At 73.3% G+C, this 16,105-nt stretch carries 15 protein-coding genes and 1 pseudogene; 1 reads left to right on the top strand and 15 read right to left on the bottom strand.

The genetic code is table 11. The annotated features are described in order from the left end of the window. Positions 1-53: 53 nt before the first annotated feature. The 15 genes and pseudogenes from ACYQ8Q_RS37725 to ACYQ8Q_RS37655 form a co-directional block, all read right to left on the bottom strand. A complete protein-coding gene (locus ACYQ8Q_RS37725) occupies positions 54-1,325 on the bottom strand; it encodes a cytochrome P450 family protein (RefSeq protein WP_460071182.1) in 1,272 nt (423 codons plus the stop codon). Further along, positions 1,322-1,669, bottom strand: coding sequence for an antibiotic biosynthesis monooxygenase family protein (locus ACYQ8Q_RS37720; protein WP_460071181.1), 348 nt, complete (start codon positions 1,667-1,669; stop codon positions 1,322-1,324). Before ACYQ8Q_RS37720 ends, ACYQ8Q_RS37725 begins: the two co-directional genes overlap by 4 nt. Then, a complete protein-coding gene (locus ACYQ8Q_RS37715; protein ID WP_460071180.1) occupies positions 1,666-1,992 on the bottom strand; it encodes an antibiotic biosynthesis monooxygenase family protein in 327 nt (108 codons plus the stop codon). Before ACYQ8Q_RS37715 ends, ACYQ8Q_RS37720 begins: the two co-directional genes overlap by 4 nt. Before the next feature lies 1 nt (position 1,993). Further along, the gene (locus tag ACYQ8Q_RS37710; RefSeq protein ID WP_460071179.1) at positions 1,994-2,743 is read right to left on the bottom strand and encodes an SDR family NAD(P)-dependent oxidoreductase; all 750 of its coding nucleotides are present in this window, start codon (positions 2,741-2,743) and stop codon (positions 1,994-1,996) included. A 29-nt stretch (positions 2,744-2,772) separates the two neighbouring features. Further along, complete coding sequence (locus ACYQ8Q_RS37705) at positions 2,773-3,540, bottom strand: SDR family NAD(P)-dependent oxidoreductase (RefSeq protein WP_460073649.1); 768 nt, start codon at positions 3,538-3,540, stop codon at positions 2,773-2,775. Beyond that, positions 3,514-3,969: pseudogene (locus ACYQ8Q_RS37700) on the bottom strand (SRPBCC family protein); the annotation flags it as partial. The gene ACYQ8Q_RS37705 and the pseudogene ACYQ8Q_RS37700, both read right to left, overlap by 27 nt. Beyond that, positions 3,969-4,232, bottom strand: coding sequence for an acyl carrier protein (locus ACYQ8Q_RS37695; protein ID WP_460071178.1), 264 nt, complete (start codon positions 4,230-4,232; stop codon positions 3,969-3,971). The pseudogene ACYQ8Q_RS37700 and the gene ACYQ8Q_RS37695, both read right to left, overlap by 1 nt. 41 nt (positions 4,233-4,273) lie before the next feature. Further along, a complete protein-coding gene (locus ACYQ8Q_RS37690) occupies positions 4,274-5,563 on the bottom strand; it encodes a ketosynthase chain-length factor (RefSeq protein WP_460071177.1) in 1,290 nt (429 codons plus the stop codon). Beyond that, the gene (locus ACYQ8Q_RS37685; protein ID WP_460071176.1) at positions 5,560-6,906 is read right to left on the bottom strand and encodes a beta-ketoacyl-[acyl-carrier-protein] synthase family protein; all 1,347 of its coding nucleotides are present in this window, start codon (positions 6,904-6,906) and stop codon (positions 5,560-5,562) included. The genes ACYQ8Q_RS37690 and ACYQ8Q_RS37685 overlap by 4 nt, the downstream gene beginning before the upstream one ends. Then, positions 6,903-7,331: a cupin domain-containing protein gene (locus tag ACYQ8Q_RS37680; protein WP_460071175.1), complete on the bottom strand. Its 429-nt coding sequence runs from the start codon at positions 7,329-7,331 to the stop codon at positions 6,903-6,905. Before ACYQ8Q_RS37680 ends, ACYQ8Q_RS37685 begins: the two co-directional genes overlap by 4 nt. After that, on the bottom strand, positions 7,328-7,699 hold the full coding sequence (locus tag ACYQ8Q_RS37675; RefSeq protein ID WP_460071174.1) for a TcmI family type II polyketide cyclase: 372 nt from the start codon (positions 7,697-7,699) through the stop codon (positions 7,328-7,330). The genes ACYQ8Q_RS37680 and ACYQ8Q_RS37675 overlap by 4 nt, the downstream gene beginning before the upstream one ends. A 956-nt stretch (positions 7,700-8,655) precedes the next feature. After that, positions 8,656-10,551: an AfsR/SARP family transcriptional regulator gene (locus ACYQ8Q_RS37670; RefSeq protein ID WP_460071173.1), complete on the bottom strand. Its 1,896-nt coding sequence runs from the start codon at positions 10,549-10,551 to the stop codon at positions 8,656-8,658. A gap of 464 nt (positions 10,552-11,015) precedes the next feature. Beyond that, entirely contained in the window at positions 11,016-12,890 is a 1,875-nt protein-coding gene (gene asnB, locus ACYQ8Q_RS37665) for an asparagine synthase (glutamine-hydrolyzing) (RefSeq protein WP_460071172.1), read from the bottom strand. Next, positions 12,887-13,399, bottom strand: a complete 513-nt coding sequence (locus tag ACYQ8Q_RS37660; RefSeq protein WP_460071171.1) for a hypothetical protein — start codon at positions 13,397-13,399, stop codon at positions 12,887-12,889. The genes asnB and ACYQ8Q_RS37660 overlap by 4 nt, the downstream gene beginning before the upstream one ends. Then, on the bottom strand, positions 13,396-13,845 hold the full coding sequence (locus ACYQ8Q_RS37655; RefSeq protein WP_460071170.1) for an anthrone oxygenase family protein: 450 nt from the start codon (positions 13,843-13,845) through the stop codon (positions 13,396-13,398). The genes ACYQ8Q_RS37660 and ACYQ8Q_RS37655 overlap by 4 nt, the downstream gene beginning before the upstream one ends. A 213-nt stretch (positions 13,846-14,058) precedes the next feature. Here ACYQ8Q_RS37655 and ACYQ8Q_RS37650 point away from each other — a divergent pair, with 213 nt between their 5' ends. Continuing rightward, complete coding sequence (locus tag ACYQ8Q_RS37650; RefSeq protein ID WP_460071169.1) at positions 14,059-15,663, top strand: FAD-dependent monooxygenase; 1,605 nt, start codon at positions 14,059-14,061, stop codon at positions 15,661-15,663. Positions 15,664-16,105: the final 442 nt, after the last annotated feature.

The following is a 16,105-nucleotide window of genomic DNA, read 5'->3' as shown; positions in this document are numbered from 1 at the left end:
CTCCTGAGGTCTCGGGTGGCGTGCGGCTGGGGGTGTCGCGGCGTACGGCGGGCTCAGGCCGGGTGTTCCCCGGTGACCACCGGGAGGCGTTCCAGGCCGCGCATCATCAGGCTGCTGCGCCAGCGCAGTTCGGCGGGGTCCACGGCGAGCCGCAGTCCGGGGAAGCGGGCGAAGAGACGGCTCAGGACGAGCTGTCCCTCCAGTCGGGCGAGCGGAGCGCCCAGGCAGTGGTGGATGCCGTGGCCGAAGGCGACCGAGGCGCTGTGGGCACGGGTGATGTCGAGCCGGTCGGGGTCGGGGTAGCGCGCCGGGTCGCGTCCCGCCGCAGCGAGCGAGATCGTCACGAACTCCCCCTGCGGGATGACCACCGGGCCGACCTCGACGGGCTCGGTGGTGAAGCGCCAGGTGGCGTTGGTGACGGGCCCGTCGTAGCGCAGGAACTCCTCGACGGCCGCGGGCCACAGCGAGGGGTCGGCGTCGAGCTGCTTGCGCACCTCGGGGTGGCCGAGGACCGCGAGCGTTCCGTTGCCGATGAGGTTGACCGTCGTCTCGTGGCCGGCGACCAGCAGCAGGAACGCCATGGCGATCAGCTCGTCGGCCGACAGCTGGTCGCCCTGGTCGCCGGCGTGGACGAGATCGCTCAGCAGATCGTCGGCGGGCTCGGCGCGCTTGGCGTCGATCAGCGCCCGCAGATAGGCGATCATCTCGACGCTGGCGTCCCGCACCTCGTCGGTGCCCGCTCCCGAGACGAGCAGATTGGACCAGCGGCGGAACCTGGCCCGGTCGTCCGGCGGCACGCCGAGCAGCCAGCAGATGACGGTGAACGGCACGGGAAAGGCCAGTTCCTCCATCAGGTCCAGCGGCTCGCCGCCGGCCGCGATGCCGTCCAGGAGCTCGTCGGTGAGCTCGACGATCCTCGGCCGCAGCGACTCCACCCGGCGGGCGGTGAACGCCCGCCCGACCAGGCGGCGCAGCCGGGTGTGGTCCGGCGGGTCGCTGTCCAGCATGTGCACGCTGAGCACATGCGGGAACTGGCTGCGCTCCCCCGACTCGGCGAGGAACGCCCGCTGTTTCTCCGGGTCGGCGAAGTTGCGCGGGATGAGGTCCTTGCCCACCCGCATGTCCTTGCTGAGGCGGGGGTCGGCGAGCAGTGCCCTGGCGTGCTCGTATCCGGTGACCAGCCAGGTGCGCAGCCCGTTCGGGGTGATGACGGCGACGGCCGGGGCCTGTCGGCGCAGTGCGGCCAGCGCCTGGTGCGGGTCCTGGTGGAAAGCCGGGGTGAACAGGTCGACCGGCGGCGTGGCCGCGGGGCGCGGGGCGCTCATCGTCGGGTTCCTTCCGCGGCGGGCGCCGGGTGGCCGCCTTCGTAGTGGGCGACTTCCCGGTAGATCTCGAACGGCCGGTCCCGCTCCAGGTCGCGGAACGGCCTGAGCGGGGCGGTCTGCTCCTTGTGGGCGGCGCCGCGCTCCCAGGCCTCGAAGGCCGCCCAGTCGCTCCACCGGCTCACCACGACCAGCGCGCGCGGATCGCCCACGGCGTGCAGCAGCCGGTTGCCGAGCAGCCCGGGCGTGCCCGCCATCCGCCGGCTGGCCTCGTGGTAGGCGCGCTCCACCTCCCGGACGTCGTCGCTGAGGTGGTGCAGTACCACTTCGACGGGGGCCGCGCTCACCGCGCGGCTCCGGCGGCGCCGGTCAGGGCGGCGACGACGTGCATCGTCGTCATGGAGCCCCCGCTGCGGTACGGGTGGAGCTTGCGGCGGTGCTGGACGTGGCTCTCGCCCGTCTCGAACGCGCGGAACAGCGGCTCGTTCACCCAGTCGCTGACGATGTAGTAGATGCCGCTCTCGTCGATGCTGCGGGACAGCCACTGGCCCAGGTTGGCCGGGTGGCCGGTGACCGAGTCGCCGACCTCCAGCCAGACCTTCTCGAACTCTTCCTCCATGCCGGGCTTGATCTCCATCCGGAGCATGACGCGGAAGACGGTGTCGGCCATGTCAGATGCCTCCGTCGACGTTGAGCGTCTCGCCCGTGATGTAGGCGGAGTGCTCGCTGAGCAGGAAGAGGACGGGGCCGGCCAGTTCGTCGACGGTGCCGAGCCGGGCGAGGGCCGTCTTCTGCGCGTAGGTGGCGCGCAGGCCGGCGGCGCGCTCGGCGGGCATGGCGTCGAAGGCCTCGGTCTCGATGACGCCGGGTGCGACGACGTTCACCCGGATTCCGCGGGGACCGAGTTCCTTGGCGAGGGAGCGGGTCAGGCCCGTCATCGCGGCCTTGGCGGCGGTGTAGTGGGCACGCAGCGGGATGCCCGCGGCGGCGCCGCGCGAGCCGACGTTGACGACCGACGAGCCGGCGCCGAAGAGGGGCAGCGCCTGGTGGATGATCCGGTAGGCGGCGGTGAGGTTGGTGTCGATGATCCTGGACCACTCGTCGGCGGGCAGTTCGCCGAACGGGATGTGGCTGATCACCCCCGCGTTGTTGACGACGCCGTGGAGGTGCCCGAAGCGGTCCGCGGCCTCCTGGACGAGCCGGTCGACCTCGGCGATCTCACCGACGTCGGCGCGCACCACATGGTGGTCGCCCGCGGTCTCCTTCAGCGCCGCGGTCAGGGTGTCGACCGCCTCGCTCTCCTGCCGGTAGCAGGTGAGGACGTCGGCGCCGGCCCGGGCGGCGGCGAGCACGATGCCGCGTCCGATGCCCCGGGTTCCGCCGGTGACGAGCAGCTTCTTGCCGTGCAGTGCGAATTCCACTGGTGTCCCTTCCGTTGCTGGGCTGCGGGTCACACGCAGCCGTCGACGTGGATGTTCTGGCCGGTGATGTACGCGGCGTGGTCGCTGATCAGGAACAGCACCGTGCGGGCGATGTCGTCGACGGTGCCGAGCCGGCCGAGCGCGGTGAACGACGCGAACATCCGGCGCTCGCGCTCGGCCGCCTCAGCGGGCTGTTCCTCGAGTGCCTCGGTGGCGATCCGGCCGGGCGAGACGGTGTTGACGCGGATGCCCCGCGGGCCCAGTTCACGGGCCAGCGACCGGGTCATGCCGACCAGCGCCGACTTCACCGCGGTGTAGTGGACCCCGCCCGCCATGCCGAGGAAGGCCACCGTGGAGCCGATGTTGACGACGCTGGATCCCGCGCCGAGCAGCGGCAGGGTGCGCCGGGTCACCAGGTGGGCGGCGGTCAGGTTGCCCCGCAGCGCGGCGTCCCACTCCTCGGGCTCCAGTTCCGCGTACGGCCTGGGCAGGAAGGAGCCCGCGTTGTTGACCACCGCGTCCAGCCCGTCGAGGCTGGCCTCGCACTCGGCGACCAGCCGGTTCACCTCCGCCGGATCGGCGGCGTCGGCCCGCACCACCTGGTGCTTGCCCGGGGTGCGGGCCAGCTCCTGCTCCAGGGAGGCGACGGCCTCGCCGGGCGTGCGGTAGCAGGTGACGACGTCGGCGCCGGCCCGGGCGGCGGCGAGCACGATGCCGCGCCCGATGCCCCGGCTGCCGCCGGTGACCAGCAGGCGCTTGCCGAGCAGCGTCCGGCCGGCCCGGGCCGCCTCCTCCACCTTGGCCTTGATCAGCCGCATCTGGACGGCGGTGTTGCGGTTGAGGCGCTCGGTCATCGCCGCGTCGTCGACCGGGGCGTCCGGTTTCATCGCGAAGTCCTGGATCCAGCGCATCCGCACCCCGCCGGGCTGCTCCTCGTACTCCCAGCGGATGTTCATGTGTGCGAAGGGCCCGGTCTCCACCCGTCGGGCCCGCACGGTACGGGTGGCGGCATCCGGGGTGCGCTCGGAGACCCAGCTCCAGACCGTGCCGTTCTCGTCGGGGTGCAGCGCGAGCCGGAAGGTGACCGTGTCCCCGTCCCGGCCGAGGATCTCCGCGGACGCGTACTCGCTGAACAGCGTCGGCCAGGAGGCCACGTCGTTGGTCATCGACCACACCAGGTCCATGGGGGCGTCGACGACGATCGCGTTGTCGGTGTGCCCGGCCATCAGACGCGGGCCTCCGTCAGCCGGGCCCGGACGTAGGCGAGGACCTCGCGGGGCGTCTGGGTGTGCGTCAGGTCGCCGTCGGGGATCTGGATGCCGTACTCGCGCTCGAGGCGGTTGACGAGCTCCAGCAGGGCGAGGGAGTCGTATCCGTGGTCGGCGAACGCGGTGGTGGCGAAGTCCTCGCCGTCCAGGTCCGACTGTTCGTCGACGCCCCCGCTCGCGCGCAGCAGCCGTTTGATGTCGTCGAGGGTGAACTCTGCCATGGTGCACGCCTTTCGGTCGTCGTGAGGTGGTGGCCGGTCGGTCAGGGGTGCTGCGGCTGTGCGCCGGGCGGGCGCCGGTCGCCGGCGCCGACCACCAGCGCGGAGGTGAATCCGCCGTGTCCGCGGGCCAGGACCAGGGCGGTGCGCGGATCGGTCTGGCGCGGGCGGTCGAGGACGAGGTCGATCTCGCAGCCGTCGGCGGTGCGTCCGAGGCCCGCGGTGTGCGGGACGACGCCGGCCTGCAGGGCGAGCAGCGCGGTCGCCACGTCCAGTGCGGCCCCGCCCGCGTACAGGCGGCCGGTGAGCGTCTTCGGCGCGGTCACCGGGACCTTGCCCGCGCCGAAGACCTCGGTGATCGCCCGTGCCTCGGCGAGGTCCTCGGCGGGCACCCCGGAGGCGTCCGCGAAGACCGCGTCGACGGCGCCGGGGTCCAGCCGGGCGTCGGCGAGCGCCCGTCGGATGACGTTCACCAGCACGGGAGGCCGTCCGGCGCGGTCCCGCTCGGGTGTGTCCGGGTCGAAGCCGGCCGCGTAGCCCAGCAGTTCGCCGTAGGACGGGGCACCGCGCCCGTGTGCCGACGCGGCGCTCTCCACGACGAGCATGGCGCCGCCCTCGCCGGGGACGAAGCCGGAGGCCGCCGCGTCGAAGGGCAGATAGGCGCGGGCCGGGTCATCCTCGGTGGACAGCTTCCCCGAGGACAGCTGGGCGACCAGGCCGTAGGGGCAGAGGGAGGCGTCGGTGCCGCCGCTGAGCACCAGCCGGGAGCCGCTGTTCAGCAGTCGGCGGGACTGGCCGAGGGCGTCGAGGCCGCCGGCCTGCTCGCAGCAGATCACCCCGCAGGGGCCGCGCATGCCGTGCCGGATGGAGACCTGGCCGGTGGTGGCCGCGTAGAACCAGGCGATCGACTGGTAGGCGCCCACCCAGGAGGAGCCCTGCCGGTAGAGGTTCTCCATCTCGTGCTGCCCGAACTCGGTGCCGCCGGAGGAGGCGGCGGTGACCACCGCCATCTCGTACTCGGGCAGCGTCGCGGGGTCGGCCGCCGCGTCGGCCAGGGCCGCCTGGGCGGCAGCCAGGGCGAAGTGCGTGAAGCGGTCGGTCTGCGGGACCAGCCGTCCGGGCACCTGCTCGTCGGCCCGGAAGCCCGGCACCTCGCCCGCGATCCGGACGGGGTAGCCGGTGGGGTCGAAGCGGGTGATGCGGCCGAGGCCGCTCTTGCCCGCGAGGACCGACTCCCAGTGCCGGTGCGCGCCGATGCCGGTCGGCGCGACGACGCCCAGCCCGGTGACCACGGCCCGGCCCGGGTTCCCCGGGCGGATCCCGGAGGCGCTCATGCCGCCTTCTTCCGGGCGGGCGCGCCGGGTCCGGCCGGCCGGGAGGCCGTCGTGCCCCGGCGGGGGCCGGACCGCACCTCCGTGGGCAGGCCCAGCACCATCGCCGTCTGGAAGCCGCCGAAGCCGCTGCCCACGCTGAGCACCCGGTCCATACGGTGGTCACGCGCCGTCACCGGCACGTAGTCGAGGTCGCACTCGGGGTCGGCGACGGACAGGTTGGCGGTGGGCGGGACGACCTGGTGGCGCAGGGCGAGCGCGCAGGCCGCGATCTCCAGCGAGCCGATCGCGCCCAGCGAGTGACCGATCATCGACTTGATCGAGCTGACGGGCACCTCGTGGGCGCGCTGCCCGAGGCTGCGCTTGAACGCGGCGGTCTCGTGCCGGTCGTTCTGCTTGGTGCCGGAGCCGTGCGCGTTGATGTAGTCGATGTCCCCGGGGTCGGTCCGGGCGCGGTCGAGGGCGACCCTGATGGCCTCCGCCATCTCCCGGCCGTCGGGCTTGAGTCCGGTCATGTGGAAGGCGTTGCTGCGTCCGGCGAAGCCGAGGATCTCGGCGTAGACCCGGGCGCCGCGTCGCCTCGCGGACTCGGCCTCCTCGATCACCAGCACGGCGGAGCCCTCACCGAGGACGAAGCCGTCGCGTCGGCCGTCGAAGGGACGCGAGGCGTGCTCGGGGTCGTCGTTGTTGGCCGTGGTGGCCTTGATGGCGTCGAAGCAGGCGGAGGTGATCGGTGACAGCGGCGCGTCGGTCGCGCCGGCGAGGACGGCGTCGACGCTGCCCTCCTCGATCAGCTGGACACCGTGGCCGATGGCGTCGAGGCCCGAGGTGCAGCCGGTGGAGATCAGCGCGACCGGTCCCTCCGCGCCCGCCTGCCGGGCCACCTCGACCGCGAGGGTGCTGGGCACCATGTGGCCGTACAGGTGCGGCACTCCGTAGCTGTGGTCGACCAGCCAGTGCCGGCCGGCGTCGGAGAGCACCGCGTACTCCTCCTCGAGGCCCATCGTGCAGCCGACGGCGCTGCCGATGCTCACGCCGACCCGGCCGGGGTCGGCCCCCGGCAGGTCGAGGCCGCTGTCCTCGACCGCCTCGCGGGCGGCGACGACCGCGAACTGACCGGCCCGGTCCATCCGGCGGACCTCCTGGGGCGTCAGGCCCGCGGCGAGCGGGTCGAAGTCGCACTCGGCGGCCACCCGGGAGCGGAACCCGGAGGAGTCGAACAGGCTGATCCGGCGGGTGGCCGTGCGCCCGGCCGTGAGGAGCTCCCAGTAGGCGTCGCGGCCGTGGCCGCCGGGGGCGACGGCCCCCACACCGGTGATGACCGCTCGGCGTCGTGGTCCGCTCATCGGGCCTCTCCGACGTCCGGGTTGCCGGCCGCGGCGTTGAGCGGCTGCTCCGTGTCGACGTGGCCGAGCTCGGGGCGCGGGGCCAGCGGCGAGAGGTGGAAGACCGCCTCCGCGGGCACGGTCCCGGTGTTCACCAGGCGGTGGCGCACCCCGATGGGCACCAGCAGCGCGTCTCCCGGGCCGAGATCGACGGGGGCGCCGTCCAGGGTCATCTCCAGCCGTCCCTGGACGACGTGCAGGAACTCCTCGGAGTACGGGTGGAGGTGCTCGGTGACGTACTCGCCGGGCGCGAGCCGCAGGGTTCCGCCGAACCCGGAGGTGCAGCCCACCGTCTTCGGGCTGAGCGTGACGCGGATGTCGCCGCCGCGCTTGGTGTTGGCGGCGACCGTGTCCACGTGCACCTTGGGGGTCGTGGGGGCGCTCATCGGGCACCGCCGAGGTTCGCGGCGGTCGGCGCGGTGACGGTGGGGCCCTGCTGGGGGGTCCAGGAGTAGAAGGGCACGGCCATCGCGTCCTTCGGCTCCCGCCAGTTCGGGTCGTAGGGCGAGATGAACTCGCCGAGGCGGGTGTTGATCTCGTTGTAGAGGGGGTGGCTGCGCGCCTTGTACAGGTTCGGCGCGATGTCCTGCTCCGCCTCCACCAGGTGGAAGTAGAGGTTGTGGAAGGCGAAGAGCGTCCGCCTCGACACCCCGACCAGGTGGGGGAGTTCGGTGCTGTCGGAGTCGGCGAAGACCTGCGCGACGCCCTCGGCGTCGGCGAGGTCCATCCTCGCCACGATCAGCGTTCGGTGCACGTTGTCCTCCCGGGCTTGTCGCTTGTGCGCTCACCCTGTTCGGCACGGGTCGAGACCGTCTCGAAGGCCCCTGGAGAACCACTGACGGGCCGGCCCCAGGGGCCATGCGGGGGGCGGCTCGGCGCTTCTCGGGGCCACCCTGGAGCGTCGGAACCCGCCATTCCGGCATTCCGTCATTCCGGCATTCGGGCATTCGGGCATTCGGGCATTCGGGCATTCCGTCATACGACGAGCCCCGGAACCCATGGGACCGAGAGGCGTCGGCCCGGAGGCGCCGGGGGCGGATGGCCGGGGTCGGGTGGCCGGGGTCGGGTGGCCGAAGAGCGGGCGTCGCGTTGTGCGGGCGGGCGCAGCCGGGCCGGGGGGCGCAGCCGACTCGGGGGGCGCAGCCAGCCCGGGGGGGCGCAGCCAGCCCGGGGGGGCGCAGCCGACCCAAAGGCGCGCAGCCGACCCGGAAGGGACGCAGCCGACCCGGAAGGCGCAGCCGGGCCGGAGGGGCGGAGCCAGCCCGGGGACGCAGCCGACCCGGAGGCGCGGAGCCAGCCCGGAGGGGCACAGCCAGCCCGGGGACGCAGCCAGCCCGGAGGGGCACAGCCAGCCCGGGGACGCAGCCAGCCCGGAGGGGCACAGCCAGGCCGGAAGGACGCAGCCGGGTCGGAGGAGCGGAGTCGGGTCGGGGATTGGTGGACGTGCCGGTAGGGACGAGGGAGGGCGTCGGTCTTCTGGTGGGTCGGGGGACGTGCCGCCGGGCGGGGGCGGCACGGGACCGCGGGCGGGTCCTGGTCGCCGGGAGGGCCGTCCGTCGTGGAGGCCCGGCCGGGAGGGTGGGTGGAGACGGCAGACCGCTCCGGTCCGGTGAACAAGGTGAGCTTTCGCCTCGTTCACCGGACCGGAGCGGTCCAGGGCGCCGGGGACCTCGGCCGCCTCCGCACAGGCGGCGGACGTCCACGACGGGGTCAGGAGGCCCGGCGCGGGGTCTCGACCTTCACCAGCACCACGTTCCCCCGGGGGAGGTCGACGGCGTCGTCCGGACGGTCCGCGTGGACGCCGTCGGGCAGCAGCTGGAGCAGCGCCTGCCGGGTGAGCGTCGGGACCGTGTAGACCGGGTCGGTGCCCGACAGCGTGCTCTCCTCCACCAGATGGACGTCCACCAGGTACTCCAGGAGCGTCTCCATGTCGCCCGCGCGCCCGCGCATCAGCGCCCGCAGCTCACCGATGCGCCAGCGTGGCCGGCTCAGCCCGAGCAGGGTGTGCAGCAGGTCCCTGGAGGGCTTGGGCAGATGCCGGTAGCTGGAGGCCACCGTGCTCATCAGCGACTGGGTTCCGGCGGGGAGTTCCAGCAGCAGCTGCTGGTTGCCCCGGAGCCGGTCGACGAGGCGCCCGGCCGACCAGGAGGGCCTGGCGGCCACCCGTCCGGCCACCGCCCGCACCGCGAGCGGCAGCCCCTCGCACATGTGGATCAGCTCCCGCACGGCCGCCCGGTCCTGCGCCGGCGAACTGTCGTCGGCGACCCGGTCGTACAGCTCGAGGGCCTCGTCGGCGGAGAGGGTGGGCAGGGTGATCTTGCGTCCGGTGGACAGGCTGTGCGCCCGGTAGCGGTTGGTGGCGACCACCGCGCAGCCCGCGCCGCCCGGCATGACGGCGCGCAGCTGGGAGGCGGTGAGGACGTCGTCGACCACCACGAGCACCCGGCGGTCCGCGGTCCAGCTGCGGAACAGCCGGCTGAGCTCGTCGAGACCCGTGGGCTGCTTCTCCCGTTCGATCCCGCAGGCGCTGAGGCATGCGGACAGCACGTCGGTGAGCTGTTCCGCGCCGTCGCCGACCGTGGAGAGGTCGATGAACAGCTGCCCGTCGGGGAATCGGGGGCGCAGCCGGTGCGCGGCGCGGATGGCGAAGGCGCTCTTGCCGACGCCGGGCGGGCCGTGCACCTCCACGACCCGCATCCCCGTGCAGGCCCGGTTGCCGCCGAGGAAGGCCTCGAGCTGGGCCAGTTCGTCCTCCCTTCCGACGAAGTCACCTATGTCGGCGGGGAGTTGGGCGGGCGCCGGCGAGTTCGACCGCACCCCGGGACCGGTCGGCCCGCCGGTCCTGGCCAACCGTGCGACGGCCGCCGCGGGCGGGCGGCGGTCCGCCAGCACCTCTTGGTGGAGCCGCTGGAGCTGGAGCGACGGCTCCAGGCCGAGCTCGTCCACCAGATGGCCGCGCAGGGTGCGGAAGACCTCGAGCGCGTCGGGCCTGCGGCCGCACCGGTGCAGGGCCTTCATCAGTTGCCCGGCGAAGGCCTCGTGGGTCGGATGGTCCCGGAACGCCCCCGCGAGCTCGTCCAGGACGGCGTGGTGCCGGCCGAGTTCGAGCTCCAAGGAGAACCGTTGCTCCTGAACGTTCTTGCGGCGTCCTTCCAGTTGCGTCGACCAGGCCGAGAGGCGGCGGCCGGCGCTGACGTCGACCAGGGCCGGGCCCCGCCACACGTCGAGCGCCTCCGCCAGAGTGCGCGCCGCCTCCTCGCGGGCGCCTCCCCGTTCCTCCGCCTTGCCACGCTCGACCAGTCGCTCGAACCGGTAGGCGTCCACTGCCTGCTTGTCCTGCAGTCGGAGTTCGTAACCGCTGACCCGGGTGAGCAGGGCGGGGGTTCCGTGCGGCGGACGGGAACCGAAGGGGGCACCCTGCTGTCCGGTGGCCAGAAGCAGTCTGCGCCGCAGCTGATATATGTAGGTTTGCAGGGTGGTCAACGCGCTGAACGGGGGGTGGTCCTCCCACAGCTCTTCACACAACTGGTCCACGCTGACCAGCGAATTCGCATTGAGCACCAGCAGGGCCAGCACCCGACGCAGCTTCGGGGCGGACGGGGTCACGTCCTCTCCGTTCCTGCGTACGCGCAGTGAACCCAGCAGACCGATCTCAATCACTAAGTCCCCCTGATTTAGCCGCGTTATGAGCGGCGGCCATCGTCGAGCTCGGTACCCCCGGAAGTCTGCCAGCCATTCACCTTCCTGGGCCAGAATGCTTTCGGTAAATGCACCCCGCGAAATCCGGTCGACCTGCGACGACCGTAAAATGCGGGCAAAACTTCCGCCGTCCCGCCGGGCCGAATGGAAATCCGGCCCGGCAAGCGCTTCATTTCGAATTCACGGACGGCAGCGGGAAGCTAAAGGAGGCGAGGGATTTCAGCGCGAAAGCGCTTGAAGCGTCGACGGTCTCGAGCCGTGACGCGGACCGGATACCGCCAAACTATGTACCTAAGCGCATCATATTGCCGCTCGCACATGGATGACAAGTGACACACGTCTCAGGGCGTGTCGCCCGCGTCCGCGCGCTCTCACCACCGCAGCTCGACCCCGTACTCGGTCAGCCAGGTGTCGAGCTGGAGCACCATCTCCATACTGGCCCGCTCCACCCAGGCGAAGGCGCCGCTGGGGGCTCCCGCGGTGTCCAGCGCCGCGCTCGTCGCCTCGGTGTCCAGCAGCGGGGCGACCGCCGCCGTACCGTCCTTCGCCAGCTCGGCGAAGCGGCGCCGCACGAACTCCCCGTAGGCCGCCTCCTGCACCGTCGGGTAGGCGCTCTTGGGCCGCTTCAGCACCTGCTCCGGCAGCAGATCGGCCACCGCCGCCCGCAGCAGGCTCTTCTCCTGGCCGTTCACCCGCTTCAACTCGGCCGGCACGTTGTACACGTACTCCACCAGCGCCCGGTCGCAGAACGGCGGACGCAGCTGGACGCCGTGCGCCATGCTCATCCGGTCCGCCCGGTCGAGATGGGTGGGCGCCCAGCGGGTCAGCGCCAGATAGGTGATCTCCCGCGCCCTGCGCTCCGCGGGCCCCTCCCCCGCCACCTGGGGAACCTCCGCCAGCGCGTCGCGGTAGTGCTGGTCGGCGTACTCCATGAAGTCCAGTTCGAGGCGCAGGCCCCGGTCCACCAGCGAGCAGCCGAGGCCCCCGGCGGCGGCGTCGTGACCGCGCTCGAAGGAGACCCAGGGGAACGTCGTGGAGTTGCTGTGGCGGGGGTCGTACGACCAGAAATAGCCGTTGAACACCTCGTCGGCGGTCTCTCCCGAGAGGACGGCCGTGGCTCCGGCCGAGCGCAGCGCCTGGAAGAACAGCAGCAGCGAGACGTCCATGTCGCCGAGCGGGGACGGCGCGTCCTGGCTGCGCAGGGCGGCGGCGTGCGCCCGCGGGTCGGCGAGCGCCGCGGTGTCCAGCAGGATCTCCGTGTGCTCGGTGCCGATGTGGCGGGACGCCAGGGCCGCGTACGGCGCGTCGGGGGTGGCACGCATGGTGGGGTGCGGTTCGAAGTTCTCCGCGTACCCGGTGAAGTTGACCGAGAACGACCGCAGACGGCCCCGGCCCGACGCGGACACCGCACGCGCGGCGAGCGCCGTGAGCGCGCTGGAGTCGATGCCCCCGGAGAGCATCGCCCCGACCGGGACGTCCGCCCGCAGATGCGAGGCGACCGCCTCGGCCAGCAGCCGGCGCACCGTGGCCACGGTGGTCTCCGGCGTGTCCTCGTGCGGCCGGGCGGGCAGCGACCAGTAGCGCCGCAGTCCGGTGCCCGCACGGCGCACGGTCATCGCATGGCCCGGCAGCACCTCGCGCATCCCGCGGAACACGCCCGTGCCGGGCTTGCGGCTGTGCGCGAACAGCTCGCGCAGCCCGTCGGCGTCCACCACCGGCCGGACGGCCGGGTGCGCCAGCAGGGCCTTGGGCTCGGAGCCGAACAGCACGCCCGAGGGAGTCAGGACGTAGGCCAGCGGCTTGACCCCGAGCCGGTCACGGACCAGGAGCAGCTCCTGGCGCCTGACGTCCCACACCGCGAGGGCGAACAGTCCCTCCAGCCGCGCCGGGAAGTCCGCGCCCCACTCCAGGAACGCCCGCACCACGACCTCGGCGTCGCCGTGACCGGTGAACCGGTGTCCCCGGCCCACCAGTTCGCGCCTGAGCTCCGCGGAGTTCGTGACCGCGCCGTCGAGGACGGCCACGGCCGCCGGGCGGCCGCCGTCCGCCGCGCCCACCGCGGGCTGCTGCCCGTGCTCGGGGTCGAGCAGCGCGAGCCGCCGGTGGGCGAGCGCCGCATGGCCCTCGATCCACTCGCCCGAGCCGTCCGGCCCGCGATGGGACAGGGTGTCCGCCATGGCCCGTACCGTGGGGGCCTCGGGCACCAGATCCCGCTCGAAGTCCACCCAGCCGACCAGTCCGCTCATCGTGGAGTCCTCTCGTTCGCCGTGTCGATCGCCTCGGACGGTCCGGGCGAGACCGTCACCAGGGACAGGCCGTGCCCCGCCACCGCGGCACGGAAATCGGCGAGGCCGGGGGTCCCCTCGCCGCGCACCGCGATGCCCAGCCGACGGGGCGCCGCGTCCTCGTACCGCCGGTAGAGCTCCAGGTAGCCGCGGGCCACCCGCGCCTCGTCGGTCACCAGCTCGAAGCGGACCGGACGGTGTTCGCCGCGCCAGGTCAGGGCGCCGTCCGCGCCGCCCGCGAAATTCAGCCGCCAGGTGCTGCCGGTCGCGACGACCAGCTCCCCGTCGAGGGTGTGCACCCCGGCCGGCACCGTGTAGGCCCGTCCGCTGCGGCGTCCCGTGAAATGCAGCAGCGCGACCCGGGCGGCCACGGGTCCGGGGTCGGGCCGGGAGAGCAGCTCCCGCATACGGGCGTCGGCGGCCGTGCGCTCCTCGCCGTCCGGCAGATCGCGTACGACGACGGGGCTCACGACAGCACCACCGCGGCCGCCGTCAACGCGCAGCCGGCCACCGCGCAGCAGGTGCGCACCAGGTGCCAGTCCCGCCAGGCCGGCCGCGGGTCCCGCCAGTCGGGCCCCAGGTCCTGCGGACGGGTCCGCTTGACGACTCTGTTCATGGGGACGTTCCGCGTCTGCGACACCACGGCCACCCCGGCCATGCACAGCGCGGCGGCCGCGAACAGCAGCCGGTCCGTGCCCGTGGCGCGGACCGCGAAGCCCACGTCGATGGCGACGGAGCCGGTGACGATGAAGGGCATGATCCGGTCGTAGCGCCGGCCCAGCAGCCGGTGCGTGTCGACATACCTTTCGGGGGTCATCGCGATCAGCGCGGGCATCACGCTCAGCGCGACCGCGAACAGCACCCCCGCCACCAGGCCGGTGCCCAGCAGTACCAGCACACTCAACGCCTCCACCATGTCCGCTCCCTCCTCTGAACCCTTGGGCCGTCGCGTCGGGCTCGGCCGGCTCGAACCTCGCAGCCGGGCCTCGGACACCACTCGAATCCGCCTGGGAGCATTCCGGCTCCGGACCGCCCGGCTCGGGCGGGGCACGAGTCCACCTCGAGGAGAGGGGTGTTGCATCGGGCCGCTCCGTGTCCGAGCACATCCGCACTCATCCCGGGAGCCGGAATGGCAGAAGAGACGACCGAGGTACTGATCGTGGGCGGCAGCATGGTGGGACTGGCCCAGGCGCTGTTCCTGGCCCGGCAGGGCGTCCGTGCGGTCCTGGTGGAACGGCACCCCGAGATATCGGCCCATCCGCGCGCCCAGGCGGCCAGCCCGCGCACCATGGAGCTGATGCGGGCGCTCGGACTGGAGGACGCCGTACGCGCCCAGGAGAACCCGTACGCCCAGTACGGGGACATCCTCCAGGCGGAGTCGCTCGCGGGCGCGGAACTGGGCCGCTTCGACGGGCCGTTCCGGCACGACCCGAACGAGGTGGGGACCACCGGCTGGACCCTGATCGGACAGGACCGCTTCGAGCCGGTGCTGCGGGCGCGAGCCGAGGAGCTGGGGGCGGACGTACGGTTCGCCACCGAGATGACCGGGTTCGAGCAGGACGAGGACGGGGTCACCGCCGTCCTGCGCGACCTGCGGCCGGACGGGGGGCGGGGCGAGTACCGGGTGCGCGCCCGCTATCTGGTCGCCGCGGACGGCTCACGGGCGCCGGTGCGGGAGGCGCTGGGCATCGGCCGGCACGGGCAGGGCGTCTTCGGCGGCCAGATGAACGTGATCTTCCACGCCGATCTCGACCCGTACGTCGCGGGACGCACCTTCTTCCTCTGCTTCGTCAGCAACGACCGCGTCAAGGGGGTGCTCGGCAAGCTGGGCGGCGACGACTCCGACCGGTGGGTGCTGGCGCCCAGCCTGCCGCCCGGGGCCAGCCACCGGGAGTTCGCCGCCGAGGACTGCGTGCGGCTGGTACGGGACGCGGTCGGCGTGGCCGACCTGCCGGTCGAGGTGGAGACGGCGACGAGCTGGGAGATCGCCGCGTGGGTGGCCGACCGCTTCCGCTCCGGCCGGGTGCTGCTGGCCGGCGACAGCGCGCACGTCATGCCGCCCACCGGCGGCTTCGGCGGCAACATGGGCATCCAGGACGCGCACAACCTGGCGTGGAAGCTCGCCCTGGTGCTGCGCGGCCACGCGGGGCCCGAACTGCTGGACAGTTACGAGCTCGAGCGGGCGCCGGTCGCCGAGTTCACCGTCGACCAGGGCGTGATCCGCTACCTCCAGCGCAGTGGTCTGGACGAGGCGGCGGCCGCCCGGCACCGGCCCGAGACGACCGTGCTCTTCGGCCATGTGTACCGCTCGGGGGCCGTACTCGGTGAGGGCGGCCCCGACGACGGCGCGCCCGTCGAGGACCCCACCGTCCCGTCGGGGCGGCCGGGCACCCGCGCTCCCCATCTGCCGCTGGTCCGGGCGGGCAAGGAGACGCCGCTGCACGATCTGCTCGACGGCGACTTCTGGCTGCTGGCCGGGCCGGAGGGCGCGCCGTGGGAGGCGGCCTGCGCGGCGGCGGGCGGTGCGCCCGCCGTCTCCTTCCACCGCGTCGGCGCCGACGAACCGCGCGGGACGGCCGAGGCCTTCCTCTCCCGGTACGGGGTCGAAGCGTCCGGCGCCGTGCTGATCCGCCCCGACGGCTTCATCGCCTGGCGCGCGCGGGACCTCCCGTCCCGGCCGGCCACGGCCCTGTCGACAGCCCTCGACACGCTCCTCTCCCGCCCCAGGACCTGACCCCGCCCGGTCATCCTGACCCCGCCCCGGCACACGTCCGCGGTGTGATCCTCTTCCTGGATCACACCGCGGAGTCATCGGGGGGCGAGGGCGGGGGCGTGGGCAAGGTCGGCGGGGGGTTCAGGGCGCAAGGGTGCAGGGGGACCGAGGCGCGCAAGGGCACCGGGGCGCTGGGGCACTGGAGGCACTGGAGGCACAAGGGTGCCGGGACGCTGGAACGCTGGGACATCGGGGACGTCGAGGCGCAGGGGCGTCGGGGCCCTGGGGCCTTGGGGCGCTGAGGTCCTGGGGCGCTGAGGCGCCGTGACATCGGGGATGCCGGGGCGGGGCTCACGTCCCCGAGGCTCGAGTCGCTCTGACGGGCGCACCTGACGGCTGGTGCGGCCGGGGCCCGACTGTGGCAGCCGGGAGATCCGGGGGCCGGGAGTGAGAACGCGCCGGG

This window comes from Streptomyces sp. YKOK-I1 (genome assembly GCF_054660435.1).
This window is presented reverse-complemented; position numbering and strand designations above follow the sequence as displayed.

What these genes read in the sequence shown, in the direction of transcription:
- ACYQ8Q_RS37680 (WP_460071175.1), bottom strand. Translation starts at nt 7,331, where the DNA reads ATGAGCGCCCCCACGACCCCCAAGGTGCACGTGGACACGGTCGCCGCC.
- asnB (WP_460071172.1), bottom strand. Translation starts at nt 12,890, where the DNA reads ATGAGCGGACTGGTCGGCTGGGTGGACTTCGAGCGGGATCTGGTGCCC.
- ACYQ8Q_RS37655 (WP_460071170.1), bottom strand. Translation starts at nt 13,845, where the DNA reads ATGGTGGAGGCGTTGAGTGTGCTGGTACTGCTGGGCACCGGCCTGGTG.
- ACYQ8Q_RS37725 (WP_460071182.1), bottom strand. Translation starts at nt 1,325, where the DNA reads ATGAGCGCCCCGCGCCCCGCGGCCACGCCGCCGGTCGACCTGTTCACC.
- ACYQ8Q_RS37690 (WP_460071177.1), bottom strand. Translation starts at nt 5,563, where the DNA reads ATGAGCGCCTCCGGGATCCGCCCGGGGAACCCGGGCCGGGCCGTGGTC.
- ACYQ8Q_RS37715 (WP_460071180.1), bottom strand. Translation starts at nt 1,992, where the DNA reads ATGGCCGACACCGTCTTCCGCGTCATGCTCCGGATGGAGATCAAGCCC.
- ACYQ8Q_RS37695 (WP_460071178.1), bottom strand. Translation starts at nt 4,232, where the DNA reads ATGGCAGAGTTCACCCTCGACGACATCAAACGGCTGCTGCGCGCGAGC.
- ACYQ8Q_RS37650 (WP_460071169.1), top strand. Translation starts at nt 14,059, where the DNA reads ATGGCAGAAGAGACGACCGAGGTACTGATCGTGGGCGGCAGCATGGTG.
- ACYQ8Q_RS37685 (WP_460071176.1), bottom strand. Translation starts at nt 6,906, where the DNA reads ATGAGCGGACCACGACGCCGAGCGGTCATCACCGGTGTGGGGGCCGTC.